Source organism: Bacillus sp. XT-2, assembly GCF_025696525.1.
Lineage (GTDB): Bacteria > Bacillota > Bacilli > Bacillales > Bacillaceae > Bacillus > Bacillus halotolerans.
This window is the reverse complement of the sequence record NZ_JAHVOC010000004.1, coordinates 126,448-141,890: the sequence shown is the minus strand read 5'-3', so window position 1 is coordinate 141,890 and position 15,443 is coordinate 126,448. Positions and strand designations below refer to the sequence as shown.

Genomic DNA, 15,443 nt, shown 5'->3' with positions numbered 1-15,443 from the left:
CAGGGCTCTCTGTATCGGGAGAGCCTCTTGCCTATTATTTTTTATGACGGTACATAGGCGTAAGTATGGGAAGAGAGGTCAGGCGGATGTTATAGATGAAGTCGATGACTCTTGTTGATATCACTTGGCAAATCAGAGCTTGAATCACAATGCCCCAGGCAATAATTGATGCGGTAATCATAAAAATGATGCAATTCATAATGAGCAAGATGGTTCCCGGGTTTCCGCCCCGGTAAATTGAGATCATAAGAGCAAGGGCTCCAAACCCTCCGTTAGAAATTTTATATTTGTATAAAAGTCCGATGCCGAGTCCTAATAAAACAGCGCCGCTTGCCAAATCAAGCCACAGGTTTGAGGTGATGTCCGGAAAAATGACATCGAAGATCAATACCGATACAGAGGTGACGGTAATCGAGGCGAGAGTGCCGGTGAATGTTCTCATCTCCAGCCATTTTAAAGCAGTGAAAAGCATTGACACATTCACAGCCCATACCGAGAAGCCGTGGGGAATGTGAAACAAATGGTGCAATAAGACCGCAATACCTGCCGCCCCGCCTGTCGGAATATCATGCGGAAATAAAAATAAGGACATGCCGAGTCCCTGTAATACACCGCCTGTGACAATCATAAACGTGAGTTTTGCTTTCATCAGCAGTTCAGCCATTAAGTCATTTGCTCCTTTATGAAAAGACTTGTCCGCTGTTACCATTTTATGAGGCTGTCCATGATTTATGTCTATAAATAAAGGGATGGGACAGCTTAAAACGCTGAACCATCCCACATATACCGATTGATGATCTCCATATTGATTTCTCTGCCGATCCCTGTTCCTTTCGGGAGGTGCACGATTCCTTTTGAAGGCTGAAGGCTGATCAGTTCTGTAAAAGGATTCTCCATTACGTCCCACTCAATCGGTTCAATTTGGTCGTTCTCCATTTTTGACCACGGAGGCAGACAGGCCTGCGTAAATAAAGCATAAAGCCGGGAAAGAGCGCCGTCATAGGCATGGGCAGACGCTCTCACACCGAAATAACGCGCGAGCTGGAGGCAGTCGCGAAACTCATCGATTCCATTGACATGCATGACATCAGGCTGAATAATATCCAGGCAGCGCTGTGAGAGGAGAGGCGCAAATTGTGCCGCGCCTTTCATATTTTCTCCGCCGGCGACAGGAATGGATAAACGGCTCCGCAGAAAAGTGTAATCCTGCGGCTGGTCAAAAGGCAGAGGCTCTTCCAGCCAGCTGATATTGGTCCATTTCGAAAAAAGACGCTCCCACTTTAAAGCTGCTGCTGTATCGTAGCTTTGGTTTGCGTCCAGAATAATAGAAATAGAGCTGCCGGCCGTGTTTTGCAGGGCAGTGATATGCCGCACATCTTCCTCAAAGGTTGTCCCGCCGATTTTGACTTTGATTTGATTGAAGCCCTGTTTCAATTGAACTTCAACATTCGTAAGCGAGCTGCTGATCCATTGCGGATGGTCTGAATATGATTGGAAAGAGGCATATACAGGGAGTTCTTCTCTGTACCGCCCGCCCCACATGTCGCATACGGAACAACCTGCTGCTTTTGCCGCAATCTCCGTCAGTGCCATACTTACAGCCGATGCCGCCCGCTGATGCCATTTTTTGATTGTGCGCACTAAAGGCAGGCGGCTGCCTGCCTGTTTACCTAAGAGATAGGGAATGATTCGTTTTGTGAAACCGACATGCAGGGCCGGGAGCCAATCCGCGCACTCTCCCCAGCCGTCAATGCCGCTTTCTGTGATAATTCTGATCAGATAGCATGTCCGGTATTGTTTAAATCCGTTTGCATCTCCGTAAGGTTTCTCTAATCGGTGCAAGAGCGGAAAGGTCTCGATCCGTTCGATTTTCAAACCGGACGCTACCTTTCCTCAGCCGGCTGAAGCCGATTGCCATTCATTGCAGGCTCTTCTTTTTCATTCGTCTCGTCTTTATTTTGTTTGACATGAATCAGCGTGAGCACAAGAATGCCGACAACCAGCGTCAAGCCCGCAATGCTTAAGAACATGCCGGGTCTTGACCACTGCATCAAGCGCCCGAAAATAGGAGGCCCGATCGCCACCCCCAGAAAACGCACTGATCCGTACAGCGATGTCACAAAACCCCGTCGTTCTTTGCCGACAGCGCCTGTGATAAAGCTGTTAATACAAGGAAGGACAAGGCCTGAACCGATACTGCTCAGCACGAGAACGCTGATAAACAGGACGAGATTTTCAATGAATGACAGTGCCGCGTAAGACACAGTCATAAACGCTAAACCGATGACGATCAGCTTTTTCATTAACGATTGCTTTTGTCCGATTTTGCTGCCCGTCGTATAAGATGTCACACACATGACCAAAAGGGGAATCGCCAAAATCAGCCCTTTTTTGACGCCGTCTGTATCGTATGTTTTTTCCAGTACGTCTGATAGGTAAAACAAAATGCCGAATAAGGTAAACAAACAGGTAGCCCCGGCTAAATAAGCGGTAAACAGCCATCTGCCTTCATGCTTAAATACACTTAACAGCCCTTTTGCATATTTTCCGATAGGAGGCGGTTCTTTTTCTTTTTCCTTTTCTTTAATAAAAATCCAAGTCAGCACGATTGAAATGATACAAAACACAGGAAAGGCAAAAAATGCGCCATACCAAACGATCAGGGCGATAAGTGAGCCAATAATCGGCGATAGAACTTTCCCCATTCCGTTTGACGCTTCAACAAGGCCGAGCACTCTGCTTTCCTGCGCGCCTTTAAATAGGTCCGCTGACAGCGCCATCGCAATCGGTCCCGTTCCGGCTGCTCCGATACCCTGAAGAGCCCGGCCAGCCATGACCCACGGATAAGCATTGTCAAAAAAACCTGCCGCAAACCCGGCCAGCAATCCGCCTGCTCCATACAAAAATAAGCAGGGAATAATGATGATTTTCCGTGAAAACCGGTCTGCGAGATAGCCGACAATCGGAATCGCAAACGCCGCAATCAGGGAAAACACCGTGATCACGAGACTGACTTGAAATTGGGATAAATGAAGTTCAGATTTCATTTTTGGCAGTATAGGAATAAGCATAGAGTTTCCAAGGGTTAATATTAAAGGGATTGAACCGATAGCTACAATCGTCATTCCGTTATTTTGTTTTGATGTTTCCATCTCAAAGCACACTCCTTTTCTTCTGCTTAGAGTGTCCCTGAAGGCATTAAAAAAACCGAACAGAATCTTCCTGTTCGGGTAAAAAAGGTTAACCGAGCGCCTGTGAGATGACAGCGAATAATTGTCTGTTTCGTGCAGGCAGCATCTTTTTTTGGTACATCATAAGCGGGGGCTCATCGTCTAAGTGAAATCCCATTGCTTCCAGGCTGTCATGCAGAAATGCGTTGGCACCAGGCACGTCGATTCGCATCGGTCCTTGTTTTCCTGCGGCCAGCCTGTTGACCAATACAGCAGCGAGACCCGGTGACGGTGCGATAAGCGGGCCTAATTTCAGATTGGCCGGTGTCTGGACAGATAAGCCATAGCCAATGAATTCGCCTTCAATATTTCTGGCAATTACACATTCCGCTGATTGAGAGATCAAATGATGCAGGAGTGCTGCTCTGTCTCCGCCAAAGGCGGCTTGATCAGCCGCGATTAATTCCGGAAAATCCTTTTCTGTAAAAGATGTCAGTTCAATGTCATGCTGCTTTGTAAGCGGCTTGAAGCTTTGACAGCTGTATTTGCGGATTGAATCCGCTGTTTGAAATCCGGCTTTTTCATAAAGCGGCAAACCTTCCTTCGTGGCGCAAAGCATGATGGCGGTGTTTTCATCGACTTGGCTGATACACGCGTTCACCATACGCCGCCCCAGACCTCGCCGTTTGTACTCGTTGTCGACGATAACAAGTCCGATAGAAGCAAGTCGGCCATACAAAAACAAACCGATGCAGGAGATGATGTCTCCTTGGCTGTTTTGATACCCGAAGAAGCGTCCATGTTTTACAAGCAACTGCAGCTCTCGTTCGCCGTAATCCGGCCACCCGGCTTGCCGGCACAGACGCAATAGGCCGGGCACATGTTTTTCAGTAAGCTGAATCAGCTCAATTGCTGAATGCATGTCATCACCTGCTTGTTCCTATTTTTTTGTACATCACAATATGGGTGCCAATGCCGGAAATCTCAAACGGCTCGCCAAGTTCTTTCCAGCCAAGCTTTTCGTAATAGCCTTTCACATGGTATCTTGCGTTGCACCAGACCGCCTGCACGCCCATATCGGCCAGCTTCTGCTCCGCGTATGTGATCAGTGTGCTTCCGGCTTTTTGATCACGGTATTCTTCGAGCGTTGCCATGCCTCTAAGCCGATATGCGGGTGAATCAGTCAATAGCGGCTGATTTTCGGGAGAAAAGGAAGCGATGCTGATCAGCGTTCCTTCAAAAAAAGCGCCGAGATGGAAAGAGCCTTCTGCTTGATCCTGTTCATATTTGCATTGTTCAATTGATTGATGGGGACGCAAAATGCGGTTCCTGATTTCATATGTATCCTCTGCGGGTATGGTTTTCACTTCAAGCATGATGTTCCTCCTCCTATGTGATTTATTTTCTATATCGTAACACGAATCGGGTTTGAAAAAGACTGCCCAATTGGTTCGGACAGTCTTAGAAAGCGATGTTAATGCAAATAAATATTCTGACGCTGTTCATCTTTTTGCTTAATGTAAGAAGTAAGTTCCGACGTCAAGTCAGATCTGAGAAAAGGCGTGATTAAATAGATGCCGTTAAACAGCTCGCAGGCAGTATCCAGCAGGGAGCGTGCAATCGCAAGGCCTTCCGCCTTTTGTTTCTCTTTATCTTCGCCGGCGCGCGCCATTTTTTCGCGGATGGAATCGGACAGCTTGATGCCCGGAATTTCGTTATGGATAAACTCAGCGTTCCGGCTGCTTGTCAGCGGCATAACGCCGATATAAATCGGAGTCTTCAAATGCTTTGTTTCATTATGAATATCGACAAGCTGCTGCTCCGAATAGACGGGCTGTGAGATAAAATAATCAGCGCCGCAGTCTATTTTTTTCTCCAGCCGTTTTACGGCTTTATCGAGATGGCGGACGTTTGGATTAAAAGCAGCGGCCACTGAGAAATTGGTTTTCTTTCCGAGCGGTTTTCCGGACAGAGACAGCCCTTCATTGAACTGTTTAATCAGCCTGATTAAATCAAAGGATGTTAAATCATAGACAGACGTTGCACCCGGGAAATCACCGATTTTAGAAGGATCGCCGGTAATCGCCAGCACATCATGCAGCCCTAATGTGTCGAGTCCCATTAAATGTGACTGGAGGCCGATAATGTTTCGGTCCCGGCATGTAATATGGACAAGAGACCGCATATCGAGCTGCTGCTTGACAAGGGCGCCGCAGGCAACATTGCTGATCCGCGGGGTTGCCAGTGAGTTATCGGCGAGCGTCAGGGCATCGATTCCCGCTTCTTTTAATTCAGCAGCGGCGGACAGAAATTTGTCAAAGCTCAATTTCTTCGGCGGGTCCAGCTCAACAATAATTGAGCGCTTTTCCGCAGCGATTTCATTTAATCCCGGCTCTGTCCGTTCGTGCTGAACAGTCACCAATTCCTTTGCCCGAACCTTTACATGCTTTTCCGTAACAGGGGCGAGTCCGCCCACAGCTTCTGCCATAGCCCGGATATGGTTTGGCGTGGTGCCGCAGCAGCCGCCGATAATCCGCGCGCCTTGCTTGCGGAACTCAGCCGCGCTGTTTTGAAAATACTTGTCGTCAGTTTCATATACAAGCCGGCCTTCTTCGAGTGAGGGGAGGCTGCTGTTCGGGTAGACAGATAAAAACACGTCATCAAAAATCGGCACTTCACTGAGCGCTTCAATCATGTGGTAAGGGCCGAGCCGGCAGTTAATGCCGACGATATCGGCACCGAGATCCGCAACCGAGCGCAGCGCATCAGAAAGCGGCGTTCCATCCTGAAGTACGCCTTGCTCATGCATGGATACATTCAGCATAATCGGAAGATCGGTTTCTTTTCGGGCGATTTTCAGCACTGCACGGGCTTCTTCCAAATCATAATACGTTTCTAACAGCAAACCGTCCGGCTCTTCATGCAGCAGTAAATACAGCTGTTCGCGAAAGCTTCGTTTGATTTCGTCAAGGCTGTACGCATTTTTGTTAAACGTGCGGATGCCGCCCATCGTCCCGAGCACATACGCATCGCCGGCGGAAGCCCGCGCGATTTTTACAGCCTCCTGATTCATTTTTTTGATGTCATCTTCAAGGCCGTGTCTCGATAATTTAATATAGTTCGCTCCGTACGTGTTGGTCTGAATGATGTTTGCTCCCGCTTCGACATAGGCTTTATGTATACGCTGAATTTCCTCAGGTTTTGAAAGATTAAGCTCCTCAAAGCACCTGTCTATTCCGAAGGAGTAAAGCAGCGTGCCCATTGCGCCGTCACCGATTAACACCTGTTTCTTCAAATCTTCTAAAAGTCCCATTGTCTGCCTCCTTTATTCACATTCAGCAAGGAAAAAAGAGAAATAAAAAAAGTCCTCTTAAGAAGAAGACTTTGTCAGTGATATTGTCTCTTCTTATCTTCCAAGCTGTTCGAGCTTGCTGGATTTAGCACCTTGGTCATGGCAATGCGCCATTACACCGGTTGCTGAAGCTTCGTCGGGCCAGTCCCTCTGCTTCTCTTGATAAGAACGGATATGAAATTTTACATGTTCAGGAGATGCCAAAAGATGCCTGGCATTTTCCCTTTCTCCAAATTTACCGAAAATAAAGACAATAATCAATAGGAATCAGAAAATTTATCTGAAATTTATAAATTGAACGTCAATTGGCAGATCGGCACCTCGAACTGCTGCGATAACCTGCTGAAGATCATCCTTGTTTTTTCCGGTGACACGCACTTGATCATCCTGCACTTGAGATTTTACTTTCAGTCCGGAGTTTTTGATGATGGTATTGATTTTTTTGGCGTTGTCTTTGTCAATCCCTTGAACAAGCTTTGCGCGCTGGCGTACGGTGCCGCCGGACGCGTTCTCAATTTTGGCGTAATCAATGTTTTTTGTCGGCACGCTGCGCTTAATCAATTTGCTGACAAGCACATCCTTGAGCTGGCTTAATTTGAATTCGTCATCGGAAACAAGAACAAGCTCTTCTTTATCTAATGAAATGTCGCTTTTGCTCCCTTTGAAGTCATAGCGTGTGCTGATTTCCTTCAGTGCGATTTGAATCGCGTTTTGCACTTCAGGGAGTTCCACCTTGGATACAATATCAAATGAACTTTCTTTTGCCATATGAAAACCTCCATAACATTTAACTTATGTGTTGATTATAGTAGAATAAAGAGAAACTTCCAACAGAACAAAGAATCAATTTGTGATGATTGGAAAAAATGTTAACAAGATCCGCAGTGAAATAAGCGGGAAGAGGAAGGACGATAGCATGAGACCAGGGCAGCAATTAACCTTGAGTATAGATCACGAAACGGACTTCGGTTACTTTTTAACCGATGGAGAAGATACGATTCTCTTACATAACAGTGAAGTGACAGAGGATATAGAAGACAGAGATGAGGTAGAGGTCTTTATATACGTTGACCAGCAGGAACGGCTTGCAGCAACGATGAAAATTCCGGTCATCAGCGCTGATGAGTACGGATGGGTAGAAGTGGTGGACACGGTAGATGATATGGGCGTATTCGTCGATGTCGGCCTTTCGAAAGACGCGCTTGTCGCAACAGAGCATCTGCCGCCGTATGAAGATGTCTGGCCGCAAAAAGGGGATAAGCTCTACTGTATGCTGAAGGTGACAAATCGGGGGCGCATGTTTGCCAAACCCGCACCGGAGGATATCATCAGCGAGCTGTTTACGGACGCTTCAGACGATCTGATGAATAAAGAGCTGACCGGAACGGTGTACAGGCTGATCGCTTCAGGATCGTTCATCATTACGGATGACGGAATTCGCGGTTTTATTCATTCATCAGAAAGAAAAGAAGAGCCTAGACTCGGCTCAAGAGTGACAGGACGTGTGATTCAAGTGAAGGAAGACGGCTCAGTGAATATGTCGCTTCTTCCGAGAAAGCAGGATGCGCTGTCTGTTGATGCCGAGTATATTCTAACGTATTTAAGAACGAGAAACGGCGCCATGCCGTACAGCGACAAAAGCCAGCCCGATGATATCAAAGAACGTTTTAACATGAGCAAGGCTGCCTTTAAACGGGCGCTTGGCCACTTAATGAAAAACGGAAAAGTGTATCAGGAAGACGGCTGGACATACGAGAAAAAATAATGCATGAAAAAGACTCGCCTGCAGCAGAACTGCGGAGCGAGCCTTTTTTAATTCTAATTTAATTCATCAACCAGCGTTCTGATTGCCATTTCGCGATCCACATTGTCTGAAATCGCGATCGGCGTAATATCAATGGCAAGAATGACAAGAATCAGCGCACCGGCTGCGGCAACATAAGAAACATAATAGAAATAGTTAGCGGTATCGACCGTGTTGACGAGCTCGGCTTGAACTCTGGACGTATCATCCTTGGAAGCGGCGATGTCCTTTGCAGCTTCTACTTTTTCTTCAACGATTTGACCTGCTTTTTTCAGCAGTTCATCCACCTTCATTGCATCTTTGCTGTAAACAGCTTTCTTCAGATTGTCAAAAAAGTCAGCATCCTCTTTTTTGATATCAGCAACAACCTGATTGGCAAAAGCCTTTGCCTGTTTTGTGTTGAGCTTGTCAGTCATGGCTTTATTAAATACCTCTGGAAGCTTTTTGCCCACTTCACCCTGAGCAAACACAAACCCTTTAAAAATCTCTTCACCTGAATACTCAAGCTGCTTCGCCTGTGCTACACTTTCCTGCTGCTTCACCAAAAACACTGTCGTCACCAATACAACCGACAAAAATACAAGAAACGCCTTCTTCAAACTGAAACCTCTCCCTTCTTTTCTTTTTTATTCCACTTCAGTCTGCGTATATATGTAAATTGAAACGTGGAATCAATTGGAGTGAGATACAATATCAAAATGCCGGCCATGATGAGTGAAAAGCTGATTAAACCCAGCATAACCGCGAATATCTCGTGCATAAAAACAGCGATGATTAAAATCAATCTCCAATGCTTCTTCGGCGCGAACAGTGCCGCAAAGATGACAATCTGAACGAGAAGCGTCCCCCATGTCGGAATCACCACAAACGGACTTGATACAAACGGCTTCGTTAAAGCCTGAAAAAAGCCGTTGAAGCCGATGGTTTTTTCCTGGGCGAAATAATAGACGGCCGTTCCGTCCACCCATTCCTGCTGAGACAGCTTAGCGACAGTAGAGTGGAAGTAAAGTACCGCTACTTGAAGTCTGATGACAAAATAAGAAATAAAAGCTGTGATTTTACCAATTGTTCTTTGGCCCTCTGGGTCATCAGGCCTTCCGCTCCAATGCCATTTTCTCGGGTCAGTCAGCGTGATAGGAATCAGCAAAAATGTGATAACCGCGGCTGCCTGCTCGCCTCCGTCGATGACAATTAACGACGACTGCAGGCTGTAACTGACATACCAATGGAGAATCCCGGTGATTCTGGGGCGCCACCCGATCACAACAAGCACCAGAATGGCAATACAGACCCACCTGAACAGATTTAACATCATATAGTTATTTTCGCCGAGGCAAAAGAGACTGAGATTCATTTTACAAGCAGGGTAACTGCTGATTCCGCTGGCTGGCTTCATAATGAGGCTCGGATGATTGACAAGCAGCGTCAGCAGGCTGGATAAAGCAATAATGCTTCGTGCGAGTCCGTATACATTTGTCCACGGGTTTTTTTTGTCCCATCCGGTGATGGTCTGTTTTATGTTTTCGAGCATGAGATCACAACCTTGACTATGCTTTTTACCTGATAAGATGAAGCGGTGTATTTAGAATAGCTCCATGGAACGATGTCCTCTTTCGTCAAATAATAGCTGCCGCAAAGCAGCGGGCGGGGCGCCGGTGTTTGCAGCTGAACGGTTTTGGCTTTGCTTTTGCAGGCACTCAGGTCCGTTTCTTTACATTCTGTCCACTGTTCCTTGCCGACTTGGCTGTAGATCACGCCCATTTCTACGCCCTGCGATCGCCCATAACGATACAGGCCGAATAGATTATCAGCCCTCATATTAGGCCACCTGACCTTGGCGCTGGCATCTCCATCTTCATATAAGCCGATGGCGGTATCACGGGGGTTTTTGCTGAAAAAGCCCCAGCCTTGAGGAATGACGCTGGACATGAGAAATTTGGAGTCCTTTGTCAGCGGAATCGGGGTTGTCCCTAAGCTGCCAATGATTGAAAACAGAAATAAAGACCCCCAGAGGACTGAAAAAATGATAAAAAATGATATCGATTTCTGCATTCGACTGCTCCTTTTCAAACTGAAGAAATTCACTTTTCTTACTTTTCATAATATAAAAACATTTTTGTAATAAAAAGGTTAAAAAGTATGAGAAATTCCATTTTTGTTAATGGGAAAAATAGGACATTTTTCATAGCTATATGTCATTGATATATAGTGATTTTTTCGATATATTTAAACCATGAAAACGAATCAAATTAACGACCGCTGGATTGTTCAATTTCGCAAAGGGATTTTCGAGCTGGCTATTTTATCCCTGCTGCGCTCAAAACCGATGTATGGTTATGAGCTGACATCGTCCTTAAAAACAACCCCGGCACTGGCTATTTCAGAGGGTGCGATTTATCCCATTTTGAAACGGATGACGGAGAAGGACTGGGTCGAATTTTTTTGGCAAGATTCTTTGGACGGCCCGAAAAGGAAGTACTACAAAATGACGCAAAAAGGAGAAGAGATGTTAAAAGAACGGCTGGAGAAGTACCTGGAAACCCATCAAGCTTTATTGTCTTTATCGGGGGATTTGCTATGAATGCACAGCACATCATTGACCGCTATACGGAGGAACTAAACGCTGAGCTGGCGAATATGCCTGAAGTAGAGAGAGAAAACACGCTAGCCGAACTGAAGGGCCATTTAACCGCTTTTGTACAAGACAGATTGAATGCCGGCCATGGTGTAGAGGATCTGCGGGAAGCTGTTGAAAATGAGTTTTCTCATCCGAAAGAGCTTGCCGAAGCGATGATGGGCGAAGGGGAGGAACAGAAACGGAGGGGTTCTGTGTTAGGAAAAAGCGGACTTTCAGTTTTTCTCATTGCTGTAATCATACTCCTGCCGCTGCTGCCGCCCTCATACAGATATGTGCCATTGGCTCTTTATTTGGCGGTGCTCGCAGGCTATGTGTGGAAGCGGAAGAAGTTAATGATGTTTGCGGGTGTAAGAAAAAACAAAATGCGCTCTCAACATGAGATTGTCACGATTTCTAGGGTCGGTGCGGGCTATCTGCTGTTTTTGGCTGTTCTGCTTCTTGTGCAGCCGCTTATCAATGCATTCGTCGTCCTTCTGCTGATTGTGGTTAGCTGTGCCGCTTTTTTTCTTTATTTAAATGTCAAGTAATGTTGTAGGAGGCTGTAATATGGAGATCAGCATCAATTATCTATTAATTGTCATTTCGCTTTTATTCTTTGTGGTAGCCTATTTTGTCGGGATCAAAAAACAGACGTGGATGCTGGCGGGGTTTAATGAGGCACGTATCCGGGATAAGGATCGGCTGGCCAGAATAGCAGGCTACTTTTTCTTGAATTCCGGTTTGTTCATTCTGCTGAACAGCTTTATCTCATTTCAAGGCCAGGAGCAGCTGATTCCGCCGCTTATTTTGGCATATGGCGCAGGGGTTATTATTTACGTGAATAAAAAACTGGTAGAATAGGAGCTGAAGGACGGAGCGAAAGCTCTGTCCTTCTTTCTTTTTCCTGAAAATAGGAACGAAGCACCACATACAAGTTTCGGTTTTTTTGTTAGGATGAACGAAAAAATAGATTCCAAAACAGGAAGGATGTGGTGTTTTGCGTACACTGTTCAAAACATCTCTGTTTATGGCCGGCTTATGCACGGCGGCTCAATGTGTTTTTGCATCAAATGCCTCAGCAGATCAAAGCATCAAATACGACCATACGTATCAAACCCCTTCATACATCATCGAAAAATCACAGCCATCATGGCAGCCAGCTCAGAACCTAACGCAGAAAGAAGCGCTATTTTCATATCTGGACAAGCAACAAACCCATTTTAAGCTCAAAGGAAACGCGAACAGACATTTTCGCATTTCAAAAACAATAAAGGATTCAAAGACAAAACAAACATTTTTTAAATTAGAGGAAGTGTATAAAGGGATTCCTGTTTACGGCTTTGGACAGGCGGTCGCGATGAAGGAAAACAAACAAGTGAAAAGTTTCTTCGGGAAGGTGCACCCGCAAATAAATGACATATCTGTCACACCGTCTGTATCTAAGAAAAAAGCCATACATACAGCGCGCCGTGCGCTTGAGGCCTCCATTGGAAAAATCGAGTATGTTGACGGAGAACCGAAAGCCGAATTATATATTTATCCGCACGAAGGCGCATATGATCTTGCCTACCTTGTAAGACTTTCGACGTCTGAACCTGAGCCTGGTTATTGGCATTATTTCATTCATGCCAAAAGCGGAAAGGTCATCGATTCTTTTAATGCCATTCATGAAGCAGCCGGTACAGGGATCGGCGTATCAGGCGAAGAAAAAAGCTTTGAAGTAACTGAACAGAATGGGCGTTATTATTTGGCTGACGAAACAAGGGGAAAAGGGATAAATACTTTTGACGCAAAGAACCTGAACGAAACCTTGTTTACCCTTTTGTCTCAATTGATCGGGTATACAGGCAGTGAAGTGGTCAGCGGCACGTCCGTATTTCATGACCCGGCGGCTGTAGATGCCCATGCAAACGCACAAACCGTTTACGACTATTACAGCCGCACGTTCGGCCGCCATTCTTTTGATCAAAACGGAGCGAGAATCACGTCTACCGTACATGTGGGAACACAGTGGAACAATGCGGCGTGGAACGGTGTGCAGATGGTGTACGGGGATGGTGACGGCGCTAAGTTTAAGCCGCTGTCCGGATCGCTCGACATTGTGGCGCATGAAATGACACACGCGGTCACCCAGTATTCCGCCGGCCTTTTATATCAGGGAGAACCCGGCGCGTTAAACGAATCCATTTCTGATATTATGGCGGCGATGACAGACCGGGATGACTGGGAAATCGGCGAGGATGTATATACGCCGGATGTACGCGGGGATGCTTTACGTTCATTAGAGGACCCTTCCAAGCAGGGGAATCCGGATCATTATTCAAACCGTTATACGGGCACAGAGGATTACGGCGGGGTGCATATTAATTCGTCGATCCACAATAAAGCGGCATATCTTCTCGCAGAAGGCGGCGTGCACCATGATGTGCGGGTTGAGGGGATCGGGCGTGAAGCTTGTGAGCAAATTTATTACCGGGCTTTGACATATTATGTAACGCCTTCTTCAGACTTCAGCATGATGAAGCAAGCGGCAATCGAAGCTGCCAATGATTTATACGGTGAAGACTCGAAGCAATCAGCTTCTGTCGAAAAGGCATATGACGCAGTCGGAATTCAATAAAAATGAAAAAACAGCCAGGGCTTTTTTAGCCTGGCTGTTTTATTATGATCTACCCAGAAAAAATATGGCCAGTGTGCCCGGCCCGGAATGGGATCCGACAGCAGAGCCGATGGAGTGCATGATGATGTCTTTCGGCTTGAACGCGTCTTCGATCAAGTGTTTCATTTCATTGGCTGTTCCTTCGTTAGCGGCATAGCTGATCCCGACGGTTTGATCGCTCCAATTGTCTCCTCGCTCTTTCATTAATTCAATAATCCGTTTGAACAGCTTTTTCTGTCCGCGGATTTTTTCAAGAGGCACAAGCTTGCCGTCCTCCATATGAAGAAGCGGTTTAATATTAAGCAGACCGCCGACAAAAGCGGACGTTTTTGAAATTCGGCCGCCCCGGGCGAGGTACGTTAAATCATCGACTGTAAAAATGTGCTCAAGCTGTGCGCAAAAGCTCTTTACAGACGTTTCAATTTCTTGTATTGTATTTCCGTTGATACAGAGTTCGCGTGCATGCCGGACGGCCAGACCGCAGCCTAATGAAGCGCATTTGGAATCAATCACCCGCAAATCAAAATCGGGGAATTCTTCCTTCACTTCATTGGCGATCATGACGGCTGTCTGATAGGTGCCGGAGAGTCCTGAGGAAAAAGCGATGTAAAGTGCGGGCTCTCCTGTTTTGGCATATTGCAAAAATACATTTTTAATTGTTTGCGGTGAGGCTTGGGACGTCTTTGGCGCTTCCCCATTTTGCATCGCTTCAAATATTTGTTCCGAATGAATCGTGACTGCATCTTCATATTCTTTGTCGCCGAGAGAAACCCTAAGCGGGATAAAGCCAATGCCGTTTTCCTCAAAATAAGAACGAGGCAGATCAGCGGCGCTGTCAGCGATGAGATGAACTGTCATTTTGCTTCCCTTCTTTCCGTTTATCGCTCGTCATCATGTGATTTAAGCCAACTATATCATATTAATTTGTCAAAATCGTGTTCAAATATTTGTTTTAAGGGAAAACATAATAAAGAAGAATGAGCGGAGGAACATGCCATGGTACTAGATCAAACAAAAAAATTACTCATCGTCATCATCGGGGCCTTACTTAATGCGGCCGGGCTGAACTTATTTCTGATTCCGGCAGATGTATATGCCAGCGGATTCACGGGTGTCGCCCAGCTTTTATCAAGCGTCGTTGACCAATATGCCCCTTTCTACATATCGACGGGAACGCTCTTGTTCCTCTTAAATATTCCGGTCGGTATTTTAGGATGGCTGAAGGTCGGCAGATCGTTTACGGTGTACAGCATTTTGAGTGTCGCACTGACCACATTGTTTATGGGAATCCTGCCGGAAATGAGACTGTCTCATGACATCCTGCTGAACGCGGTATTCGGCGGCGTGATTTCCGCGGTCGGAATCGGTTTAACATTAAAGTACGGCGCTTCGACAGGCGGCCTTGATATCGTCGCTATGGTGCTGGCCAAGTGGAAGGATAAACCCGTCGGCACGTATTTCTTTATTCTGAACGGGATTATCATTCTGACGGCAGGATTATTGCAAGGTTGGGAGAAAGCTTTATATACCCTTGTTACTTTGTATGTGACAACGAGGGTGATCGACGCGATTCATACCCGGCACATGAAGCTGACAGCAATGATTGTGACGAAAAAAGCGGACGAAATCAAAGAAGCCATTTATGGAAAAATGGTGCGGGGCATAACGACTGTCCCAGCCAAAGGAGCTTTTACAAACGAGCAGAAAGAAATGATGATTATCGTCATCACGAGGTATGAATTGTACGATTTAGAAAAAATCGTAAAAGAAGTGGACCCGAAAGCATTTACAAACATTGTCCAAACGACCGGGATTTTTGGTTTCTTTAGAAAAGACTGACG

Annotated in this window: 16 protein-coding genes, 1 pseudogene and 1 riboswitch; of the genes and pseudogenes, 6 read left to right on the top strand and 11 right to left on the bottom strand. The window is 46.1% G+C overall.

The window, feature by feature from the left end:
- Window positions 1-34: 34 nt before the first annotated feature.
- The 7 genes from KXD37_RS12730 to KXD37_RS12700 form a co-directional block, all read right to left on the bottom strand.
- On the bottom strand, window positions 35-664 hold the full coding sequence (locus KXD37_RS12730; protein ID WP_010333695.1) for a YitT family protein: 630 nt from the start codon (window positions 662-664) through the stop codon (window positions 35-37).
- A gap of 95 nt (window positions 665-759) precedes the next feature.
- Complete coding sequence (locus KXD37_RS12725; RefSeq protein WP_188323680.1) at window positions 760-1,875, bottom strand: mandelate racemase/muconate lactonizing enzyme family protein; 1,116 nt, start codon at window positions 1,873-1,875, stop codon at window positions 760-762.
- Between the two features lie 8 nt (window positions 1,876-1,883).
- Window positions 1,884-3,152: an MFS transporter gene (locus KXD37_RS12720; protein WP_044156438.1), complete on the bottom strand. Its 1,269-nt coding sequence runs from the start codon at window positions 3,150-3,152 to the stop codon at window positions 1,884-1,886.
- An 88-nt stretch (window positions 3,153-3,240) separates the two neighbouring features.
- Window positions 3,241-4,092: a GNAT family N-acetyltransferase gene (locus KXD37_RS12715; RefSeq protein WP_106022361.1), complete on the bottom strand. Its 852-nt coding sequence runs from the start codon at window positions 4,090-4,092 to the stop codon at window positions 3,241-3,243.
- A gap of 4 nt (window positions 4,093-4,096) precedes the next feature.
- Window positions 4,097-4,546 (bottom strand): GNAT family N-acetyltransferase, encoded by a 450-nt coding sequence (locus KXD37_RS12710; RefSeq protein WP_263463601.1) that lies wholly within the window; start codon window positions 4,544-4,546, stop codon window positions 4,097-4,099.
- Between the two features lie 98 nt (window positions 4,547-4,644).
- Window positions 4,645-6,483, bottom strand: a complete 1,839-nt coding sequence (locus KXD37_RS12705) for a bifunctional homocysteine S-methyltransferase/methylenetetrahydrofolate reductase (protein WP_095713646.1) — start codon at window positions 6,481-6,483, stop codon at window positions 4,645-4,647.
- A 90-nt stretch (window positions 6,484-6,573) separates the two neighbouring features.
- A riboswitch (SAM riboswitch) is annotated at window positions 6,574-6,691 on the bottom strand.
- 107 nt (window positions 6,692-6,798) lie between these two features.
- Window positions 6,799-7,290: a YajQ family cyclic di-GMP-binding protein gene (locus KXD37_RS12700; protein WP_044156433.1), complete on the bottom strand. Its 492-nt coding sequence runs from the start codon at window positions 7,288-7,290 to the stop codon at window positions 6,799-6,801.
- A 98-nt stretch (window positions 7,291-7,388) separates the two neighbouring features.
- Between KXD37_RS12700 and KXD37_RS12695 the strand changes: the two are divergent.
- Window positions 7,389-8,287 (top strand): annotated as a pseudogene (locus KXD37_RS12695) (S1 RNA-binding domain-containing protein).
- Window positions 8,288-8,340: 53 nt separating this feature from the next.
- On the opposite strand, the gene KXD37_RS12690 reads toward KXD37_RS12695, so the two are convergent.
- Genes KXD37_RS12690 through KXD37_RS12680 form a run of 3 tightly spaced genes read right to left on the bottom strand, consistent with a single transcriptional unit; the run spans window position 8,341 to window position 10,378 of the window.
- The gene (locus KXD37_RS12690; protein ID WP_024120881.1) at window positions 8,341-8,925 is read right to left on the bottom strand and encodes a sporulation delaying protein family toxin; all 585 of its coding nucleotides are present in this window, start codon (window positions 8,923-8,925) and stop codon (window positions 8,341-8,343) included.
- Window positions 8,922-9,857, bottom strand: coding sequence for a sporulation-delaying protein SdpB family protein (locus KXD37_RS12685; protein ID WP_024120882.1), 936 nt, complete (start codon window positions 9,855-9,857; stop codon window positions 8,922-8,924). The genes KXD37_RS12690 and KXD37_RS12685 overlap by 4 nt, the downstream gene beginning before the upstream one ends.
- Window positions 9,842-10,378, bottom strand: a complete 537-nt coding sequence (locus tag KXD37_RS12680) for an SdpA family antimicrobial peptide system protein (protein WP_024120883.1) — start codon at window positions 10,376-10,378, stop codon at window positions 9,842-9,844. The genes KXD37_RS12685 and KXD37_RS12680 overlap by 16 nt, the downstream gene beginning before the upstream one ends.
- A 181-nt stretch (window positions 10,379-10,559) precedes the next feature.
- On the opposite strand from KXD37_RS12680, the gene KXD37_RS12675 reads away from it, so the two are divergent.
- The 4 genes from KXD37_RS12675 to KXD37_RS12660 all read left to right on the top strand — a co-directional run bounded on the left by KXD37_RS12675 (window position 10,560) and on the right by KXD37_RS12660 (window position 13,563).
- On the top strand, window positions 10,560-10,907 hold the full coding sequence (locus KXD37_RS12675; RefSeq protein ID WP_010333707.1) for a PadR family transcriptional regulator: 348 nt from the start codon (window positions 10,560-10,562) through the stop codon (window positions 10,905-10,907).
- On the top strand, window positions 10,904-11,491 hold the full coding sequence (locus KXD37_RS12670; protein WP_106020557.1) for an HAAS signaling domain-containing protein: 588 nt from the start codon (window positions 10,904-10,906) through the stop codon (window positions 11,489-11,491). The genes KXD37_RS12675 and KXD37_RS12670 overlap by 4 nt, the downstream gene beginning before the upstream one ends.
- Window positions 11,492-11,510: 19 nt before the next feature.
- Window positions 11,511-11,804 (top strand): DUF3784 domain-containing protein, encoded by a 294-nt coding sequence (locus tag KXD37_RS12665; RefSeq protein WP_024120885.1) that lies wholly within the window; start codon window positions 11,511-11,513, stop codon window positions 11,802-11,804.
- A 136-nt stretch (window positions 11,805-11,940) separates the two neighbouring features.
- Entirely contained in the window at window positions 11,941-13,563 is a 1,623-nt protein-coding gene (locus KXD37_RS12660; protein WP_255003994.1) for a M4 family metallopeptidase, read from the top strand.
- Window positions 13,564-13,605: 42 nt separating this feature from the next.
- Here KXD37_RS12660 and KXD37_RS12655 read toward each other — a convergent pair whose 3' ends face one another.
- Entirely contained in the window at window positions 13,606-14,460 is an 855-nt protein-coding gene (locus tag KXD37_RS12655; protein ID WP_095713640.1) for a DegV family protein, read from the bottom strand.
- 138 nt (window positions 14,461-14,598) lie between these two features.
- Between KXD37_RS12655 and KXD37_RS12650 the strand changes: the two genes are divergently transcribed.
- Window positions 14,599-15,441: a YitT family protein gene (locus KXD37_RS12650; RefSeq protein ID WP_024120888.1), complete on the top strand. Its 843-nt coding sequence runs from the start codon at window positions 14,599-14,601 to the stop codon at window positions 15,439-15,441.
- Window positions 15,442-15,443 lie beyond the last annotated feature (2 nt).

Excerpts from the sequence above, each read along its gene's own strand:
- KXD37_RS12680 (WP_024120883.1), bottom strand. The coding sequence starts at position 10,378 with ATGCAGAAATCGATATCATTTTTTATCATTTTTTCAGTCCTCTGGGGG.
- KXD37_RS12655 (WP_095713640.1), bottom strand. The coding sequence starts at position 14,460 with ATGACAGTTCATCTCATCGCTGACAGCGCCGCTGATCTGCCTCGTTCT.
- KXD37_RS12700 (WP_044156433.1), bottom strand. The coding sequence starts at position 7,290 with ATGGCAAAAGAAAGTTCATTTGATATTGTATCCAAGGTGGAACTCCCT.
- KXD37_RS12685 (WP_024120882.1), bottom strand. The coding sequence starts at position 9,857 with ATGCTCGAAAACATAAAACAGACCATCACCGGATGGGACAAAAAAAAC.
- KXD37_RS12730 (WP_010333695.1), bottom strand. The coding sequence starts at position 664 with ATGGCTGAACTGCTGATGAAAGCAAAACTCACGTTTATGATTGTCACA.
- KXD37_RS12675 (WP_010333707.1), top strand. The coding sequence starts at position 10,560 with ATGAAAACGAATCAAATTAACGACCGCTGGATTGTTCAATTTCGCAAA.
- KXD37_RS12710 (WP_263463601.1), bottom strand. The coding sequence starts at position 4,546 with ATGCTTGAAGTGAAAACCATACCCGCAGAGGATACATATGAAATCAGG.
- KXD37_RS12720 (WP_044156438.1), bottom strand. The coding sequence starts at position 3,152 with ATGGAAACATCAAAACAAAATAACGGAATGACGATTGTAGCTATCGGT.
- KXD37_RS12705 (WP_095713646.1), bottom strand. The coding sequence starts at position 6,483 with ATGGGACTTTTAGAAGATTTGAAGAAACAGGTGTTAATCGGTGACGGC.
- KXD37_RS12650 (WP_024120888.1), top strand. The coding sequence starts at position 14,599 with ATGGTACTAGATCAAACAAAAAAATTACTCATCGTCATCATCGGGGCC.
- KXD37_RS12670 (WP_106020557.1), top strand. The coding sequence starts at position 10,904 with ATGAATGCACAGCACATCATTGACCGCTATACGGAGGAACTAAACGCT.
- KXD37_RS12665 (WP_024120885.1), top strand. The coding sequence starts at position 11,511 with ATGGAGATCAGCATCAATTATCTATTAATTGTCATTTCGCTTTTATTC.
- KXD37_RS12715 (WP_106022361.1), bottom strand. The coding sequence starts at position 4,092 with ATGCATTCAGCAATTGAGCTGATTCAGCTTACTGAAAAACATGTGCCC.